Source organism: Rathayibacter sp. AY1C4, assembly GCF_002932195.1.
GTDB lineage: Bacteria > Actinomycetota > Actinomycetes > Actinomycetales > Microbacteriaceae > Rathayibacter.
The window spans coordinates 22,598-37,192 of the sequence record NZ_PSWE01000034.1; the positions used below are offsets into that span (position 1 = coordinate 22,598).

Consider the following 14,595-nt stretch of genomic DNA (forward strand, 5'->3'; position numbering starts at 1 on the left):
CGCGCCCAGTTTCGCACAGCGCCGCCGTCCCCGCCGGGCCGGTGCGGCGGAGCGTCCGCGTGAACGGGAGGGCCGGTCCCGTCCGCGAGGCGCCGTCTCCGCTCCGCCCGTCCCGTCGAGCGCCGCAGGGCGGTGCAGTCCCCCGCCGCCGCCCCGCGCCCGCCACCGAATCGAGTCATGAACGCTGCAGCCCCCTCCTCCGGATCCTCGCTCACCGAGCGCATCGAGGACGTCGACGTCTCGGCCGAGATGGAGGGGTCCTTCCTCGAGTACGCGTACTCGGTCATCTACTCGCGGGCCCTGCCCGACGCCCGCGACGGCCTCAAGCCGGTGCAGCGCCGGATCCTCTACATGATGAGCGAGATGGGGCTGCGGCCCGATCACGGCCACGTGAAGTCGGCCCGCGTGGTCGGCGAGGTGATGGGCAAGCTGCACCCGCACGGCGACGCCTCGATCTACGACTCCCTCGTCCGCCTCGCCCAGCCGTTCACGATGAGGGTCGCCCTCGTCGACGGGCACGGCAACTTCGGCTCCCTCGACGACGGCCCGGCCGCGGCCCGCTACACCGAGGCCCGCCTCGCCCCGGCCGCCACGGCCATGACCGAGCACCTCGGCGAGGACGTCGTCGACTTCGTCCCGAACTACGACAACTCGCACGACCAGCCCGAGGTCCTCCCCTCCGCGTTCCCGAACCTGCTGGTCAACGGGGCCAGCGGCATCGCCGTCGGCATGGCGACGAACATGGCGCCCCACAACCTCGTGGAGGTGATCGGGGCGGCCCGGCACCTGATCGCCCATCCCGACGCGTCCCTGGACGACCTGATGTCGTTCGTCCCCGGACCGGACTTCCCGAGCGGTGGCACGATCGTCGGCCTCGCCGGCGTGCGCGACGCCTACGCGACCGGCCGGGGCGGCTTCAAGACCCGCGCGCGCGTCTCGGTCGAGAGCATCACCGCGCGCAAGTCCGGCCTGGTCGTCACCGAGCTGCCCTACCTCGTCGGCGCCGAGAAGGTCATCGACAAGATCAAGGACGGCGTCCAGAACAAGAAGCTCAGCGGCATCTCGGACGTCACCGACCTGACGGACCGGGACAACGGCCTCCGGCTCGTCATCGGGATCAAGACCGGCTTCAGCCCGGAGGCCGTCCTCGAGCAGCTCTACCGCTACACGCCCCTCGAGGACGCGTTCTCGATCAACAACGTCGCGCTGGTCGACGGCGGCCCGCGCACCCTCGGCCTGAAGGAGCTGCTGCAGGTCTACATCGGCCACCGGGTGCAGGTCGTCACCCGGCGGACCCGCTACCGACTGCGCAAGCGCCAGGAGCGGCTGCACCTGGTCGAGGGCCTGCTCATCGCGATCCTCGACATCGACGAGGTCATCCAGCTGATCCGCGGGAGCGACGACACCGCGGCGGCGCGGGCCCGGCTGATCGAGGTCTTCGACCTCAGCACTCTGCAGGCCGACTACATCCTCGAGCTCCAGCTCCGCCGCCTCACGAAGTTCTCGCGCATCGAGCTCGAGACCGAGCGCGACACCCTCCTCGCCGAGATCGCCGAGCTCGAGGCCCTCCTCGCCAGCCGCTCACGGATCGACGAGCTGGTCTCGGACGAGCTCGACGAGGTCGCCCAGCGCCTCGGGACCCCGCGGCGCACCCTGCTCACCGAGGCGCGTCCCTCCGTCGCCACCACCGGGCGGAAGGCCGCCGCGGTGCTCGAGATCGCGGACGTGCCCTGCCGGGTGTTGCTGAGCACCACCGGCCGCATGGTGCGGGTCGACCGCGACCCCGAGGCCGCTCCCCACCCCGAGCGCGCCACGCGCCGCTCGAAGCACGACGCCGTCCTCAGCGTGCTCGACACGACCAGCCGGACGGAGATCGGCGCGGTCACCAGCGCCGGTCGGCTCCTCCGCTTCTCGCCGGTCGACGTGCCCGCCGTCCCCTCCTCCTCGGTGCAGCTGGGCGCGGGCGTGCGCATGAGCGACTACCTCCCGCACCTGGCGAAGGACGAGCGGGTGCTCGCGCTCGTCGCCCTCGACGACGAGCGGCCGATCGCGCTCGGCACCCAGCAGGGCGTCGTCAAGCGCGTCGCGCCGGGCGAGCTGCCCAACCGCCCGGACATCGAGCTCATCGCCCTGAAGCCGAAGGACGCCGTCGTGGGCGCGGCCGCGTCGGCGGAGGAGGACGAGCTGGTCTTCGTCACTGGCGAGGCCCAGCTGCTGCGCTTCCCCGCGTCCGCCGTCCGCCCTCAGGGCCGGACCGCCGCGGGGATGGCCGGGGTCAAGCTGGCCGAGACCGACGACGTCGTGCACTTCGCCGTCGTCGCCGCCGAGGACCGGGACGAGGCCGTCGTCGCGACGGTCGCCGTCGACAGCTGGGCCCTCTCGGGGACCGACACCGGCAGTGCGAAGGTCTCGCCGTTCTCGGAGTTCCCTGCCAAGGGCAGGGCCACCGGCGGAGTCCGTGCGCAGCGCTTCCTCAAGGGTGAGACCGCCCTCGGAGTGGCGTGGGTCGGCCCCGGACCCGCGCACGCGCTCGAGGCCGACGGCTCGGTCGCCGCGCTGCCCGACTCCGGGATGAAGCGCGACGGCTCCGGCGTGGCGCTCGCGGCGCCGATCGCGACGATCGGAGCGGCGCCCGAGGTGTTCTGAGCCCCGCGGCTCAGACGTCGATGCGGTCCCGCGACAGCGACTCGGACCCGCGGACGATGAACTCCTTGCGGGGTGCCACGTCGTTGCCCATCAGCAGCTCGAACACCCGGCCGGCGTTCTCCGCGTCGGCGACCCGCACCCGGCGGAGGGTGCGGCGGGAGCGGTCCATGGTCGTCGTGGCCAGCTGGTCCGCGTCCATCTCGCCGAGCCCCTTGTAGCGCTGGATCGGGTCCTGGTAGCGGCGGCCCGCCTTGCCGAGGGCCGCGAGCACGCTCTGCAGCTCCTTCTCGGAGTAGGTGTAGATCGTCTCGTTCGGCTTCTTCCCCGCGTTCATCACCACGAGCCGATGCAGCGGAGGCACGGCGGCGAAGACGCGCCCCGCCTCGACGAGCGGCCGCATGTAGCGGAAGAAGAGCGTGAGCAGCAGGGTGCGGATGTGGGCGCCGTCGACGTCGGCGTCGCTCATCAGGATGATCTTCCCGTAGCGGGCGGCCGAGAGGTCGAAGGAGCGGCCGGAGCCGGCTCCGATCACCTGGATCATCGAGGCGCACTCGGCGTTCGAGAGCATGTCGGCGATGCTCGCCTTCTGCGTGTTGAGGATCTTCCCCCGGATCGGCAGCAGGGCCTGGTACTCGCTGTTGCGGGCGAGCTTGGCGGTGCCGAGGGCGGAGTCGCCCTCGACGATGAAGAGCTCGCTGTTCTCGACGTCGCTGCTGCGGCAGTCGACCAGCTTCGCCGGAAGGGAGGAGGACTCCAGCGCGTTCTTGCGGCGCTGCGTCTCCTTGTGCGCGCGGGCCGAGATCCGCGACTTCATCTCGGCGACGACCTTCTCGAGGAGCTGGGAGGTCTGCGCCTTGTCCTCGCGGCGCGTCGAGGAGAACACCGCGCCCAGCGTCGAGGCGATGGTGGAGGCGACGATCGCGCGGACGGCGGGCGTGCCCAGCACCTCCTTCGTCTGGCCTTCGAACTGCGGCTCAGGGAGCCGCACGGTCAGCACGGCGCTGAGCCCGGCGAGGACGTCGTCCTTCTCGAGCTTGTCCGAGCCGACCTTGAGGCGGCGGGCGTTCGCCTCCACCTGGGAGCGGAGCAGCTTCAGCAGGCCCTGCTCGAAGCCGGTCTGGTGCGTCCCGCCCTTGGGCGTCGAGATGATGTTCACGAAGCTGCGCATCACCGTCTCGTAGCCGGTGCCCCAGCGCAGGGCGATGTCGACCTCGCAGGTGCGCTCCACCTCGGTGGGCACCATGGCGCCGCCGGGGGTCAGCACCGGCACGGTCTCGGTGAAGGTGCCGGAGCCGGTGAGGCGCAGCACCTCGGTCACGGGGGCGTCGGGGGCGAGGAACTCGACGAACTCCGAGATACCGCCGTCGTAGCGGAACATCTCGGCGCGGCGCTCGTCCGCCCTGTCGTCGACGATGTCGATCGTCAGGCCGGGGACGAGGAACGCGGTCTGCCGGGCACGCGTCACCAGGTCGTCCGTCTGGAACGAGGCGCCCTTCGTGAAGATCTGGCGATCGGCCCAGTAGCGCACGCGCGTTCCGGTGACGCCCTTGGCGACCTTCCCGACGACCGTCAGCTCCGACCCGTTCTCGAACGGCGTGAACGGAGCGTCGGGGGTGGGCTCGCCCGCGTCGGCGAAGCGCCCGGGCTCCCCCCGGTGGAACGACATCCGGTAGGTGCGGCCGTTGCGGTCGACCTCGACGTCGAGGCGCTCCGAGAGCGCGTTGACCACGGAGGCGCCGACGCCGTGCAGACCGCCGGACGCCGCGTAGGACCCGGAGCCGAACTTGCCGCCCGCGTGCAGCTTCGTGAACACGACCTCGACTCCGGAGAGCCCCGTCTTCGGCTCGATGTCGACCGGGATCCCGCGCGCGCGGTCGCGCACCTCGACGCTGCCGTCGGCGTGCAGGAGCACGCTGATCTCGGTCCCGTGCCCGGCCAGCGCCTCGTCGACGGAGTTGTCGATGACCTCCCAGAGGCAGTGCATGAGGCCGCGCGAGTCGGTCGATCCGATGTACATGCCGGGCCGCTTCCGGACCGCTTCGAGACCCTCGAGGACGGAGAGGTGGCGGGCGTTGTAGTCGGTGGAGGCCATCCGCCCAGTCTACTTTCGGGAACCGCTCCGGCCGCGGTGGCGCGGCACCCGACGACAGCACGATGGCCGCTCGGCGCGGGGCCCCTACGCGCAGAGCGAAATGCCGACCGATCGACTCCGTGCGGAAACAATCGCGTGCTTGGATGGGTTCCACTAAGCAGAGATCGAAGAACGAGTGCAGGAGGCCAAGTCATGTCGACCACAGCAACCCAGAACGGCGTGGACGAGCTCGCCGGTGCCCACCAGCTCTCCGCCGCCGACCGCTGCGACAGCTGCGGTGCGCAGGCGTACATCCGAGTGGTCGTGAACAACGGAGAACTGCTGTTCTGCGCGCACCACGGGAAGAAGTACCAGGAGAAGCTCTCCAGCATCGCCCAGAGCTGGCACGACGAGTCCGCCCGACTCTTCGAGGAGCAGCGCCCCTAGCGCGTCCCCGATCAGCCCGGACGGCGCGTCAGCGCCCTACCGACCGACACCGAGCCGCTTCGCGATCACTTCGCGAGCGGCTCGTGCCGTTTCATCGACCAGGCGGAGACACTCGTCCGACGGGGAGTAGGCGTCGCCGAGGGCGCGCCGCAGGATCGCGTCCGCGAGCGAGGGGTTCTTCGCGAGGACGGGGCCGTGCAGGTGCGTGCCCAGAAGGCCTCCCACCGCGTAGCCCTCGTGGCCGGCGCCGTCGCCGGTGCCGTGCAGCACTCGGCCGAGCGCGTGCTCGGGCGCGATCCCGGTCATCCGGCGCTCGTGGTTCTCGAATCCGACGAGGACGCCGCCCGGCGTCTCGACGAGGAGGTCGTCGGTCGCGCGCTCGCCCGTGACCGAGTCTCCGGGGAACAGCTCGATCCCCCGGGCGCCGCCCGCGGCCGTGCTGATCGAACCGGCCAGCATCTCCCAGCCGGCTCCGACCGCGACCACCTGAGTGCCCTGGTCGACCCAGGCCCGCAGCGTCGGCGCGATCTCGTGGAGGAGTGCCAGGACGCCCGGGAGGTCCTCGTCCGCTCCCGTCCCGGCGACCAGGACGTCCGGACGGACCTCGGCGTCGGAGGCGGTCACCAGCGGCACCACCTCCGCCTCGACGCCCGACCAGCGCGCCCGAGCCGCGAGGACCCGGGCGTTCGCCGCGTCGCCGTTGCTGTCCAGGACGTCGGGAGCGAGCACGGCGATGCGGAGGGTGGTCACGCGGTCTCCTCGCGGTTGGTGACGAGCTGCAGGTGCGCACGGGTGCGGCGCATCGAATCGGCCGAGAAGACGATGGTCTTCCGGCCGGAGGCGGGGGTCGGCAGAGCGAGGAACGTGTCGAGCGCGCGGCCCAGGTCCTCGTCGACGGAGTCGACGCGGACACCGTCGTAGCGCAGGTGCAGCGCCGCCTCGTGCGCCTTCGACCCCGAGACGACTCTGACGTGCCCGAGCACGGAGGTGTCCACGGGCCAGAAGTAGGAGGGGTCTCGGACGTCGGAGCCGATCGCGAGCATGATCTGCTCGGTCCCCTCGGGGATCTCCGCGATGTTCAGGCGGTAGCTCGCCGGGTTCTGAACCAGCACGAACTCGACCTCGTGGCCGCGCACGGTGACGATCTCGCCCCGCCCGAAGACGGGGTCGATGCTCGAGAGCGCGGAGGCGGCGAGGGCCGGGTCGAAGGCCTCTGCGAGCACGGCGCGGGCCGTGGAGACGGCCGCCGCGGCGTCGACCGCGTAGTGGACGCCCCGCGCGGGGAGCCGGACCTCGAGCGAGTCGCCGTCGCTGACGATGCGCGCGGCCGCTCCCGTCGTGCTCTCGACGACGGTGGTGGCACGGTCGGTCCCGGCCTCCGCCTCCGCGGCGTAGCCGAGACCGCCCGACGCGGAGTCGCGGACGGAGGAGGAGACGCCGTACCAGCGGATCCGCTCGTCGGGGAGGGAGGTCGCGACATCGGCGACGTGGCGGTCGTCGGCGTTCAGCACGACGGGACCGGTCGCGCGGGAGGCGATGGTGCCGAGCATCCGGGCGACCATGGCCGGATCGAAGAAGCGGTCGATCTGGTCGACCACCACGTTCGTCAGCAGGACGACGCGCGGGCGCATCCGGGGCGCGAGGCGCGCGCCGTGACCCTCGTCCATCTCGAGGACGGCGATGTCGGCGTCGATCCGTCCGCGGAGGTCCGCCCGCTCCAGGAGCGCGGAGGTCAGCCCCTGGGCGATGTTGGCCGTCGAGGGGTTGGTGAAGACCCGGAGCCCGTGCGCGCGGAGCACCGCGACCAGCATCTTGGTCGTGGTCGACTTGCCCGCCGATCCCGTGACGACCACGAGGCCGTCCCGGAATCCGTCGAGCACCGCGGGCAGGAATCCGGGCGCGACACGGTTCACCACGAGTCCGGGCACGGCGGATCCCCCGCCGGGCTTCCGGACCCGCGCGGCGAACCGGGCGGCCCTCCCGAGGAGGACCGCCGGCGCGTAGCGGATCACCGGCCTACTCGAGGTAGTCGCGGAGCGACTGCGAGCGGGACGGGTGGCGGAGCTTGGCCATCGTCTTGGACTCGATCTGGCGGATGCGCTCGCGCGTCACGCCGAAGGTGTCGCCGATCTGGTCGAGCGTCTTCGGCATGCCGTCGCCGAGGCCGAAGCGCATGCGGATCACGCCGGCCTCGCGCTCCGAGAGCGAGTCGAGCAGCGACTCCAGCTGCTTCTGCAGCATGGTGAAGCCCACGGCGTCGGCCGGGACGACCGCCTCGGTGTCCTCGATGAGGTCGCCGAACTCGCTGTCGCCGTCCTCGCCCAGGGGCGTGTGCAGCGAGATCGGCTCGCGCCCGTACTTCTGCACCTCGATGACCTTCTCGGGGGTCATGTCGAGCTCGCGCGAGAGCTCCTCGGGCGTGGGCTCGCGGCCCAGGTCCTGGAGCATCTGGCGCTGCACGCGGGCCAGCTTGTTGATGACCTCGACCATGTGCACCGGGATGCGGATGGTGCGGGCCTGGTCGGCCATCGCGCGGGTGATCGCCTGGCGGATCCACCACGTGGCGTAGGTCGAGAACTTGAAGCCCTTGGTGTAGTCGAACTTCTCGACCGCACGGATGAGGCCCAGGTTGCCCTCCTGGATGAGGTCGAGGAACTGCATCCCGCGACCGGTGTAGCGCTTCGCGAGGCTGACGACGAGCCGGAGGTTCGCTCCGAGCAGGTGGCTCTTCGCGCGCTGGCCGTCCTTCGCGACCCAGCGCAGCTCGCGGACGAGCTCCGGGCTGAGGTCGGTCGAGTTGGCGAGCTTGTCCTCGGCGAACAGGCCGGCCTCGATGCGCATCGCGAGCTCGACCTCCTCGGCCGCGTTCAGGAGCGCGACCTTGCCGATCTGCTTCAGGTAGTCCTTGACCGGGTCGGCGGTGGCGCCGGTGATCGCGGTCGAGTAGACCGGGACCTCGTCGTCCTCTCCGCCGAACGACAGGACGAGCGCACCGCTCGGGAACGGCTCGGCCGGAGCGGCGACGGCAGCGGCGGCCGGGGCCTCCGGCGTCTCCGCGTCGTCCTTCGCGTCGGTCTCGGTGTCCTCGGCGACGACCTCGGTCTCCTCCTCCTCCGCCGCCTCGTCGGGCTCGACGGCGTCGGTCGGCTCCTCCTCGGTGTCGGCGGGAGCGGCGGGCTTGGTCGTGGCGCGCGAGCGGGTCGTCTTGGCCGCGGTGGTCTTGGCCGCCGTGGTCTTCGCCGCGGGCTTGCGCGTCGCGGGCTTCTTGGTGGTCGTCGTCACGTCGTCGTCGACGGCGTCGAGCGTTGCGGTCTTGGTAGCTCTGGTGGCCATAGCGGCACCTCTCCATCCGTTGCGTCCCGGGGGCGGGCGGCGCGGGAAGGCGTCGTCCGTCGGTGGGCATTACGAGGACCCATGTCAAGTCGAGGACGTCGCACGCCCGACGTGGGCCTGGTGCTCCTCGACCCGAACGGGTCCTATTGACAATTATTGCACGTCTGAGTAGTGCAGCCGTGCGGTGCGGTGCGAGTGGGGCTCGATCCGGCGGGATCCGGGCCGTTCCGCTGGGACATCGCGTCTGCAGAAGGGCGGATCGACGGACGACCGTCAGCGCCCCGCGCGGCCGCGGCGCATCCGGTCACTCAGTGCAACCCAGAGAGGGGCCACGGTTATTCCCTCGTCCTCGGCCAGGCGGCGGCGGGTCCGGCGGCGCGCGACGACGAGTCCGACGACTCCGGCGCCGACCACCACGTACTGCACGCACCACGCCAGGCGGAAGTGCTCGAGCGAGTAGGTCTGCTCGGAGGAGGCACCGGGACCGGCCAGTGCGTCGAGGATCAGGCCGATCGCGAACATCATCGTGAAGCTGGCCAGGAACCCGCCCACGTTGACGACTCCGTTCGCCGCGCCGAGGCTCCGCGAGGGGTTGAACGTGCGGGCGAAGTCGAACCCGATCATGGAGCCGGGGCCGCCCGCTCCGACGACGATCAGGAGCAGCACCACGAGCCAGTACGGCGGGACGCCGGGCCAGAGCAGCACGACGGTCCAGGCGACTGCCATCGCCGAGACGATCCCGAGCACGAGGTTGCTGCGGCGCATGGGGTGGCGAGCGGTCAGGACGCCGAGCACCGGCCCGACGACGATCCCCGCGATCACGACGATCGTGAGGGTCGGCGCGGCGACGGTCGGCGGCAGGCCGATCGCGTAGACGAGGAAGGGGTAGCCCCAGAGCAGCGTGAACACCGTGCCGGAGGACTGCGTGACGAAGTGCGACCAGAAGCCGAGCTGCGTCCCCGGCCGGCGCAGGCTCACTCCGAGCTGCGCGATCGTCGCCCGGAGCGTCGGAGGCACCACCGTGATCGGCTCGGTGCGCGGCGGGACGTCGGCGACCAGGAGGAGCACGCCGAGGAAGGACACGGCCCCGAGGCCGGCGGCGCTGAGGAACGCGGGCTCCCAGCCGAACGTGTGGAGGATCGCCGCGAACGGGAGTGCGGAGAGGATCTGGCCCACCTGGCCGATGTTGCCGATCCACTGCGAGAGCTGCGGCACGATCGGTCCGCTGAACCAGGTCACCGTGAGGCGGATCACGGAGGTGAAGATCGCGGCGTCCCCGGCTCCCAGCAGGATCCGCCCGACGATCGCGACGCCGATGCCCGGCGCGATCGCGACCACGACCTGGCCCGCCATCATCAGTGCCGTGCCCGAGAGGATCAGGGTCCGCGGGCCGAACCGGTCGATGAGGATCCCGACCGGGATCTGCATCCCGGCGTAGACGATCAGCTGGACGACGGCGAGCGACGAGAGGACGGCGGCGGCCACCCCGAACCGTTCCGCGGCGTCCACTCCTGCGACGCCCAGCGTCGTGCGGTCCAGGACCGCGACGAGGTAGGCGAACGCTCCGGCACCGAAGACGAACCAGGCTCGACGATCACGCACTCGTCCGATCCTACGGCCGCTCAGGAGGCGGTGGGCTCCTCGCCCGGGCGGCGGATCGCGAGGAACTTCTCGAGCTCGGCGGCGATCGCGTCGGCGCTGGGCACGAAGCCGTCCTCGTCGGTGAGCGGCGAGCGGAGGCTCGTCCCCTCCATGTAGGTGTCGTGCCGCGCCTCGAGGGCCGAGACCAGCTTCTGCAGCTCGTCGTTGCCGCCGACCTGCTCGTCGACCTTGCCGAGGAACTCCCGCCCGCTCTCGCGCAGGCGGTCCGTCGGGAAGATGAGGCCGGTCGACGCCGAGATGCTCTCGAGCGCCGCGACCGCCGCCTGCGGGTACTCGGTGTCCGACAGGTAGTGGGGGATGAGCAGCGCGAAGCCGACCACGGTCAGACCGCGCTCGTAGAGGCGCAGCTCGAGCAGGTGGAGGACGTTCGAGGGCACCTGCGTGTGCGGCTTCCAGACCGACATCGCCTCGATCAGGTCCTCGCGGTTGCCGCTCACGGTGACGCCGACGGGCCGGGTGTGCGGCACGGGCATCGGGATCGCCTGGACCCACGTGGTCGAGGCGACGTCGAGCCGCTCGAGGAGGGAGACCACCGCGCGGGTGAACCGCTCCCACTGGAAGTCGGGCTCGAAGCCGGTGAGCAGGAGGAACGGCTGGTGCAGCTCGTCGTGCGCGAGCGAGAGCCGGAGCATCGCAGGACGGTAGTCCGTCAGGTGGTCCTGGTCGAACGTGATGATGGGGCGGCGGGCCCGGTAGTCGAGCAGCTGATCCTGGTCGAAGACCGCGACTTCGCGGTGCTCGAGGGTCTCGAAGAGGTACTCCCCCAGCTGCCCCACCGCTCCCCCGGCGTCGGCCGAGCCGGTCAGGCCCGCGACGAGGTGCAGCCCGCGCGGGATCTCGGAGAGGTCGCCCTCGATCTCGAACAGGTCTTCCGGATCCAGCATGCGTCCAGTCTAAACGGGGGTCCCGGCGCCCCGTCCGGGTCCGCTGAGCCCTCAGCGAACAGCGCCTAGCATTGCCGCCATGCCCCTCTCCTCTCTCGAGTACTCGACCGTTCCCGCCTCCGACATCGACACCGACGCCCTCGTCCTCGGCGTCGCCCCGGGACCCGACGGTCCCCAGCTCGTCGGCGCGGAGGGCTTCGAGGAGCTGGCCCCCGCGCTGAGCGCGCTCGGCGCGACCGGCGCCGCCGAGACGCTCGTGCGCGTGCCGTCCTCGGTCCGTGCCGGAGTGATCGTCCTCGTCGGCCTCGGCTCGGCGGAGCCCGACGACACCGCGCTGCGGAACGCCGCGGGCGCCGCCGTCCGCCTGCTCGCGGGGTCCGCCTCCGTGGCCCTCTCCCTCCCCGCCGGCTCCGACGGCACGCTCGCCGCGGTCGCCGAGGGCGCCGCGCTCGGCTCCTACTCCTTCACCGCCTTCCGCGGCAGCACCGCCGCCGCGGCGAAGGCGCCCGTCGAGCACGTCGTCCTGCTGGGCGGCGGCGAGTCGGCCGACCCCGCCGTCCTGGACCGGGCGCTCGTGCTCGGCCGCGCGGTCGGCACGGTGAAGGACCTCGTCAACACTCCCCCGTCGCACCTCTACCCGCAGACGCTGGCCGAGGCCGTGCAGACCGGCGCCGAGGGACTGCCGCTCGAGGTCACCGTCTGGGACGAGGAGGCCCTCGCGGAGGAGGGGTTCGGCGGCATCCTCGGAGTCGGCAGCGGCTCCTCCCGCCCGCCCCGCCTCGTGAAGGTCGCCTACGCGCCCGAGGGCGCGAGCACCCACCTCGCCCTGGTCGGCAAGGGCATCACCTTCGACAGCGGCGGACTCTCGCTCAAGCCGCCGGCCTCGATGATCGGGATGAAGACCGACATGGCGGGCGCGGCGACCGTGTACGCCGTCGTGCGCGCCATCGCGGAGCTCGGCCTCCCGCTCCGCGCGACCGCCTGGCTCTGCATCGCCGAGAACCTCCCCTCCGGGACCGCGATCCGCCCGGACGACGTGCTCACCGTGCGCGGCGGGACCACGGTGGAGGTGCTGAACACCGACGCCGAGGGCCGGCTGGTGCTCGCCGACGGCCTCGTCGCCGCCAGCGAGGAGCAGCCCGATGCGATCATCGACGTCGCGACGCTGACCGGCGCCTCCGTGGTCGCCCTCGGCAACCGGACCGTCGGCGCTCTGGGCGACGACGAGCTGGTCTCCCGCGTCCTCGACGCCGCCCGCGCGGCGGGAGAGCCCTTCTGGCAGATGCCACTCCCCGCGGAGCTGCGACCTCTGCTCAACTCGGACATCGCCGACATCGCGAACGTCAAGCCGGGCAACACCGCCGGCGGCATGCTCCTCGCCGGCCACTTCCTCCGCGAGTTCGTCGGGAAGCGCGGCGAGGGCGAGGACGCGACCACGATCCCGTGGGCGCACCTCGACATCGCCGGCCCCTCGAGCAACGGAGGCGGCGGCTACGGCTTCACCGGAGCCGGCGCCACGGGGGTCTCGGTGCGCGCGCTGATCGCCCTGGCCGAGGGCTTCGCGAGCGCGTAGTAGGGTCGACGGGGCGGGAGATCCCGCCTCGTCCCCCCTCCCGATCCGCTCGGCGCTGAGCGCCGGAGCCGGTCGGCCGGGAAGCGGGACCGCACGTCGCGAGGGAGTCACTGGGTGTCGGAAGAGCGCTACGACCTGGTCGTGCTCGGAGGTGGCAGCGGCGGGTACGCGGCGGCCCTCCGGGCGACGCAGCTCGGGATGAGCGTCGCGCTCGTGGAGCGCGACAAGCTCGGCGGCACCTGCCTGCACCGCGGGTGCGTGCCCACCAAGGCCCTGCTGCACGCCGCCGAGCTGGCGGACGGCGCCCGCGAGGGAGAGAAGTACGGCGTGCTCTCGAGCTTCACCGGGATCGACATGGCGGGCGTCACGCGCTACCGCGAAGGCGTCGTCGCCGGCAAGTACAAGGGGCTCCAGAGCCTCGTGTCCTCGCGCGGCATCACGGTCGTCACGGGCGAGGGCCGCCTCACCGCGCCGGGCACCGTGACGGTCGGTGAGCACGTGCTCCACGGCGCGTCGGTCGTCGTCGCCACCGGGTCCGCCTCCCGCACCCTCCCCGGGATCGAGATCGGCGGCCGCATCCTGACGAGCGACCAGGCTCTCGAGCTCGACCACGTGCCCGCGAGCGTCGTCGTCCTGGGCGGCGGAGTGATCGGCGTCGAGTTCGCGAGCGTCTGGCGCTCGTTCGGCGCCGAGGTCACGATCGTCGAGGCCCTCCCCCACCTCGTCCCCAACGAGGACGAGAGCGTCAGCAAGCAGCTGGAGCGCGCCTTCCGCAAGCGGGGCATCGCCTTCCAGCTGGGATCCCGCGTCGCGTCGGTCTCGCAGAGCGAGGGCGGCGTCTCCGTGTCGCTCGAGAGCGGCGCCACGGTGGAGGGCGAGATCCTGCTGGTCGCTGTCGGCCGCGGCCCGGTGACCGCGGGCATCGGCCTCGAGGAGGCCGGGGTCCGCCTCGACCGCGGCTACGTGCTGACCGACGAGCGCCTGCAGACCTCCGTCCCCGGCGTGTACGCCGTGGGCGACATCGTGCCGGGGCTCCAGCTCGCGCACCGGAGCTTCCAGCAGGGGATCTTCGTCGCGGAGGAGATCGCCGGTCTGGGGCCGCAGGTCGTCTCGGACGTCAACGTCCCGAAGGTGACCTACAGCGACCCCGAAGTGGCCTCCGTCGGCCTCGGCGAGGCCCGCGCGATCGCCGAGTACGGCGCCGAGCGCGTCGCCGTGTACGACTACGGCCTCGGCGGCAACGCCCGGAGCACGATCATCGGGACCACCGGCTCCGTGAAGGTCGTGCGCCTGGTCGACGGCCCGGTCGTCGGCGTGCACATGGTCGGAGCCCGCGTCGGCGAGCTGATCGGCGAGGCTCAGCTCATCGTGAACTGGGAGGCGCATCCCCAGGACGTCGCGCCCCTCGTGCACGCGCACCCCACTCAGAACGAGGCGCTCGGCGAGGCGCACCTCGCTCTGGCCGGGAAGCCGCTGCACGCCCTGTAGAACCACTGCGGTGCGGCGACCCGCCGCTTCCGCATCAGTAAGCTGGACATCGAAACACAAGCGTCTTAAGGAGACAGGCTCATGAGCGAATCCGTCAGCCTCCCGGCACTCGGAGAGAGTGTCACGGAAGGAACGGTCACCCGCTGGCTGAAGAACGTCGGGGACCGCGTCGAGGTGGACGAGCCCCTGCTCGAGGTCTCGACCGACAAGGTCGACACCGAGATCCCGTCGCCCGTCGCGGGAGTGATCGAGGAGATCCTCGTCCAGGAGGACGAGACCGTCGAGGTCGGCGCCGAGCTGGTGCGCATCGGCGACGGCTCCGGAGCCGCGTCGGCGTCCGAGCCCGAGGCTCCCGCCGAGGAGGCCCCCGAGGTCCAGGCCGCCGAGACCGAGGCCACCGACGAGGCGACCCCGTCGGTCGACGCCGAGAGCGACGCCGAGGCCCCCGCCCCGGCCGAGCCCGAGCCGGCCCCGGCCGCGGCCTCGGGGGC

General features: G+C 71.9%; 11 protein-coding genes. 5 read left to right on the forward strand and 6 right to left on the reverse strand.

The features are described from left to right. Positions 1-177 precede the first annotated feature (177 nt). Positions 178-2,646: a DNA topoisomerase (ATP-hydrolyzing) subunit A gene (locus C5C99_RS14565; protein ID WP_104222110.1), complete on the forward strand. Its 2,469-nt coding sequence runs from the start codon at positions 178-180 to the stop codon at positions 2,644-2,646. Positions 2,647-2,656: 10 nt separating this feature from the next. Here the strand turns inward: C5C99_RS14565 and C5C99_RS14570 are convergent, their stop codons facing one another. Further along, positions 2,657-4,738 (reverse strand): type IIA DNA topoisomerase subunit B, encoded by a 2,082-nt coding sequence (locus C5C99_RS14570; RefSeq protein ID WP_104225230.1) that lies wholly within the window; start codon positions 4,736-4,738, stop codon positions 2,657-2,659. Positions 4,739-4,930: 192 nt separating this feature from the next. On the opposite strand from C5C99_RS14570, the gene C5C99_RS14575 reads away from it, so the two are divergent. Next, a complete protein-coding gene (locus C5C99_RS14575) occupies positions 4,931-5,164 on the forward strand; it encodes a hypothetical protein (protein WP_068212876.1) in 234 nt (77 codons plus the stop codon). 36 nt (positions 5,165-5,200) lie between these two features. Here C5C99_RS14575 and C5C99_RS14580 read toward each other — a convergent pair whose 3' ends face one another. The 5 genes from C5C99_RS14580 to C5C99_RS14600 form a co-directional block, all read right to left on the reverse strand. Then, positions 5,201-5,914 carry a type 1 glutamine amidotransferase gene (locus C5C99_RS14580; protein ID WP_146085351.1) on the reverse strand — a complete coding sequence of 238 codons (714 nt, stop codon included), beginning with the start codon at positions 5,912-5,914 and terminating at the stop codon, positions 5,201-5,203. Further along, a complete protein-coding gene (locus tag C5C99_RS14585) occupies positions 5,911-7,176 on the reverse strand; it encodes a Mur ligase family protein (RefSeq protein ID WP_104340288.1) in 1,266 nt (421 codons plus the stop codon). The genes C5C99_RS14580 and C5C99_RS14585 overlap by 4 nt, the downstream gene beginning before the upstream one ends. Positions 7,177-7,180: 4 nt before the next feature. Next, positions 7,181-8,497 carry an RNA polymerase sigma factor gene (locus C5C99_RS14590; RefSeq protein WP_104340289.1) on the reverse strand — a complete coding sequence of 439 codons (1,317 nt, stop codon included), beginning with the start codon at positions 8,495-8,497 and terminating at the stop codon, positions 7,181-7,183. Between the two features lie 273 nt (positions 8,498-8,770). Beyond that, positions 8,771-10,099: a nitrate/nitrite transporter gene (locus C5C99_RS14595; protein WP_104222120.1), complete on the reverse strand. Its 1,329-nt coding sequence runs from the start codon at positions 10,097-10,099 to the stop codon at positions 8,771-8,773. A 20-nt stretch (positions 10,100-10,119) separates the two neighbouring features. Next, positions 10,120-11,043, reverse strand: coding sequence for a proteasome assembly chaperone family protein (locus C5C99_RS14600; protein WP_104238748.1), 924 nt, complete (start codon positions 11,041-11,043; stop codon positions 10,120-10,122). Between the two features lie 79 nt (positions 11,044-11,122). Here C5C99_RS14600 and C5C99_RS14605 point away from each other — a divergent pair, with 79 nt between their 5' ends. The 3 genes from C5C99_RS14605 to C5C99_RS14615 all read left to right on the forward strand — a co-directional run. Next, a complete protein-coding gene (locus C5C99_RS14605) occupies positions 11,123-12,616 on the forward strand; it encodes a leucyl aminopeptidase (protein ID WP_104340290.1) in 1,494 nt (497 codons plus the stop codon). A 114-nt stretch (positions 12,617-12,730) separates the two neighbouring features. After that, positions 12,731-14,104, forward strand: coding sequence for a dihydrolipoyl dehydrogenase (gene lpdA, locus C5C99_RS14610; RefSeq protein ID WP_104340291.1), 1,374 nt, complete (start codon positions 12,731-12,733; stop codon positions 14,102-14,104). Between the two features lie 81 nt (positions 14,105-14,185). Next, on the forward strand, positions 14,186-14,595 hold a 410-nt coding region (locus C5C99_RS14615), incomplete at its 3' end, for a biotin/lipoyl-containing protein (RefSeq protein WP_308471810.1).

Bases quoted from the DNA above. Each gene is read 5' to 3' on its own strand.
- C5C99_RS14570 (WP_104225230.1), bottom strand. From the start codon at position 4,738: ATGGCCTCCACCGACTACAACGCCCGCCACCTCTCCGTCCTCGAGGGT.
- C5C99_RS14600 (WP_104238748.1), bottom strand. From the start codon at position 11,043: ATGCTGGATCCGGAAGACCTGTTCGAGATCGAGGGCGACCTCTCCGAG.
- C5C99_RS14605 (WP_104340290.1), top strand. From the start codon at position 11,123: ATGCCCCTCTCCTCTCTCGAGTACTCGACCGTTCCCGCCTCCGACATC.
- C5C99_RS14590 (WP_104340289.1), bottom strand. From the start codon at position 8,497: ATGGCCACCAGAGCTACCAAGACCGCAACGCTCGACGCCGTCGACGAC.
- C5C99_RS14575 (WP_068212876.1), top strand. From the start codon at position 4,931: ATGTCGACCACAGCAACCCAGAACGGCGTGGACGAGCTCGCCGGTGCC.
- C5C99_RS14565 (WP_104222110.1), top strand. From the start codon at position 178: ATGAACGCTGCAGCCCCCTCCTCCGGATCCTCGCTCACCGAGCGCATC.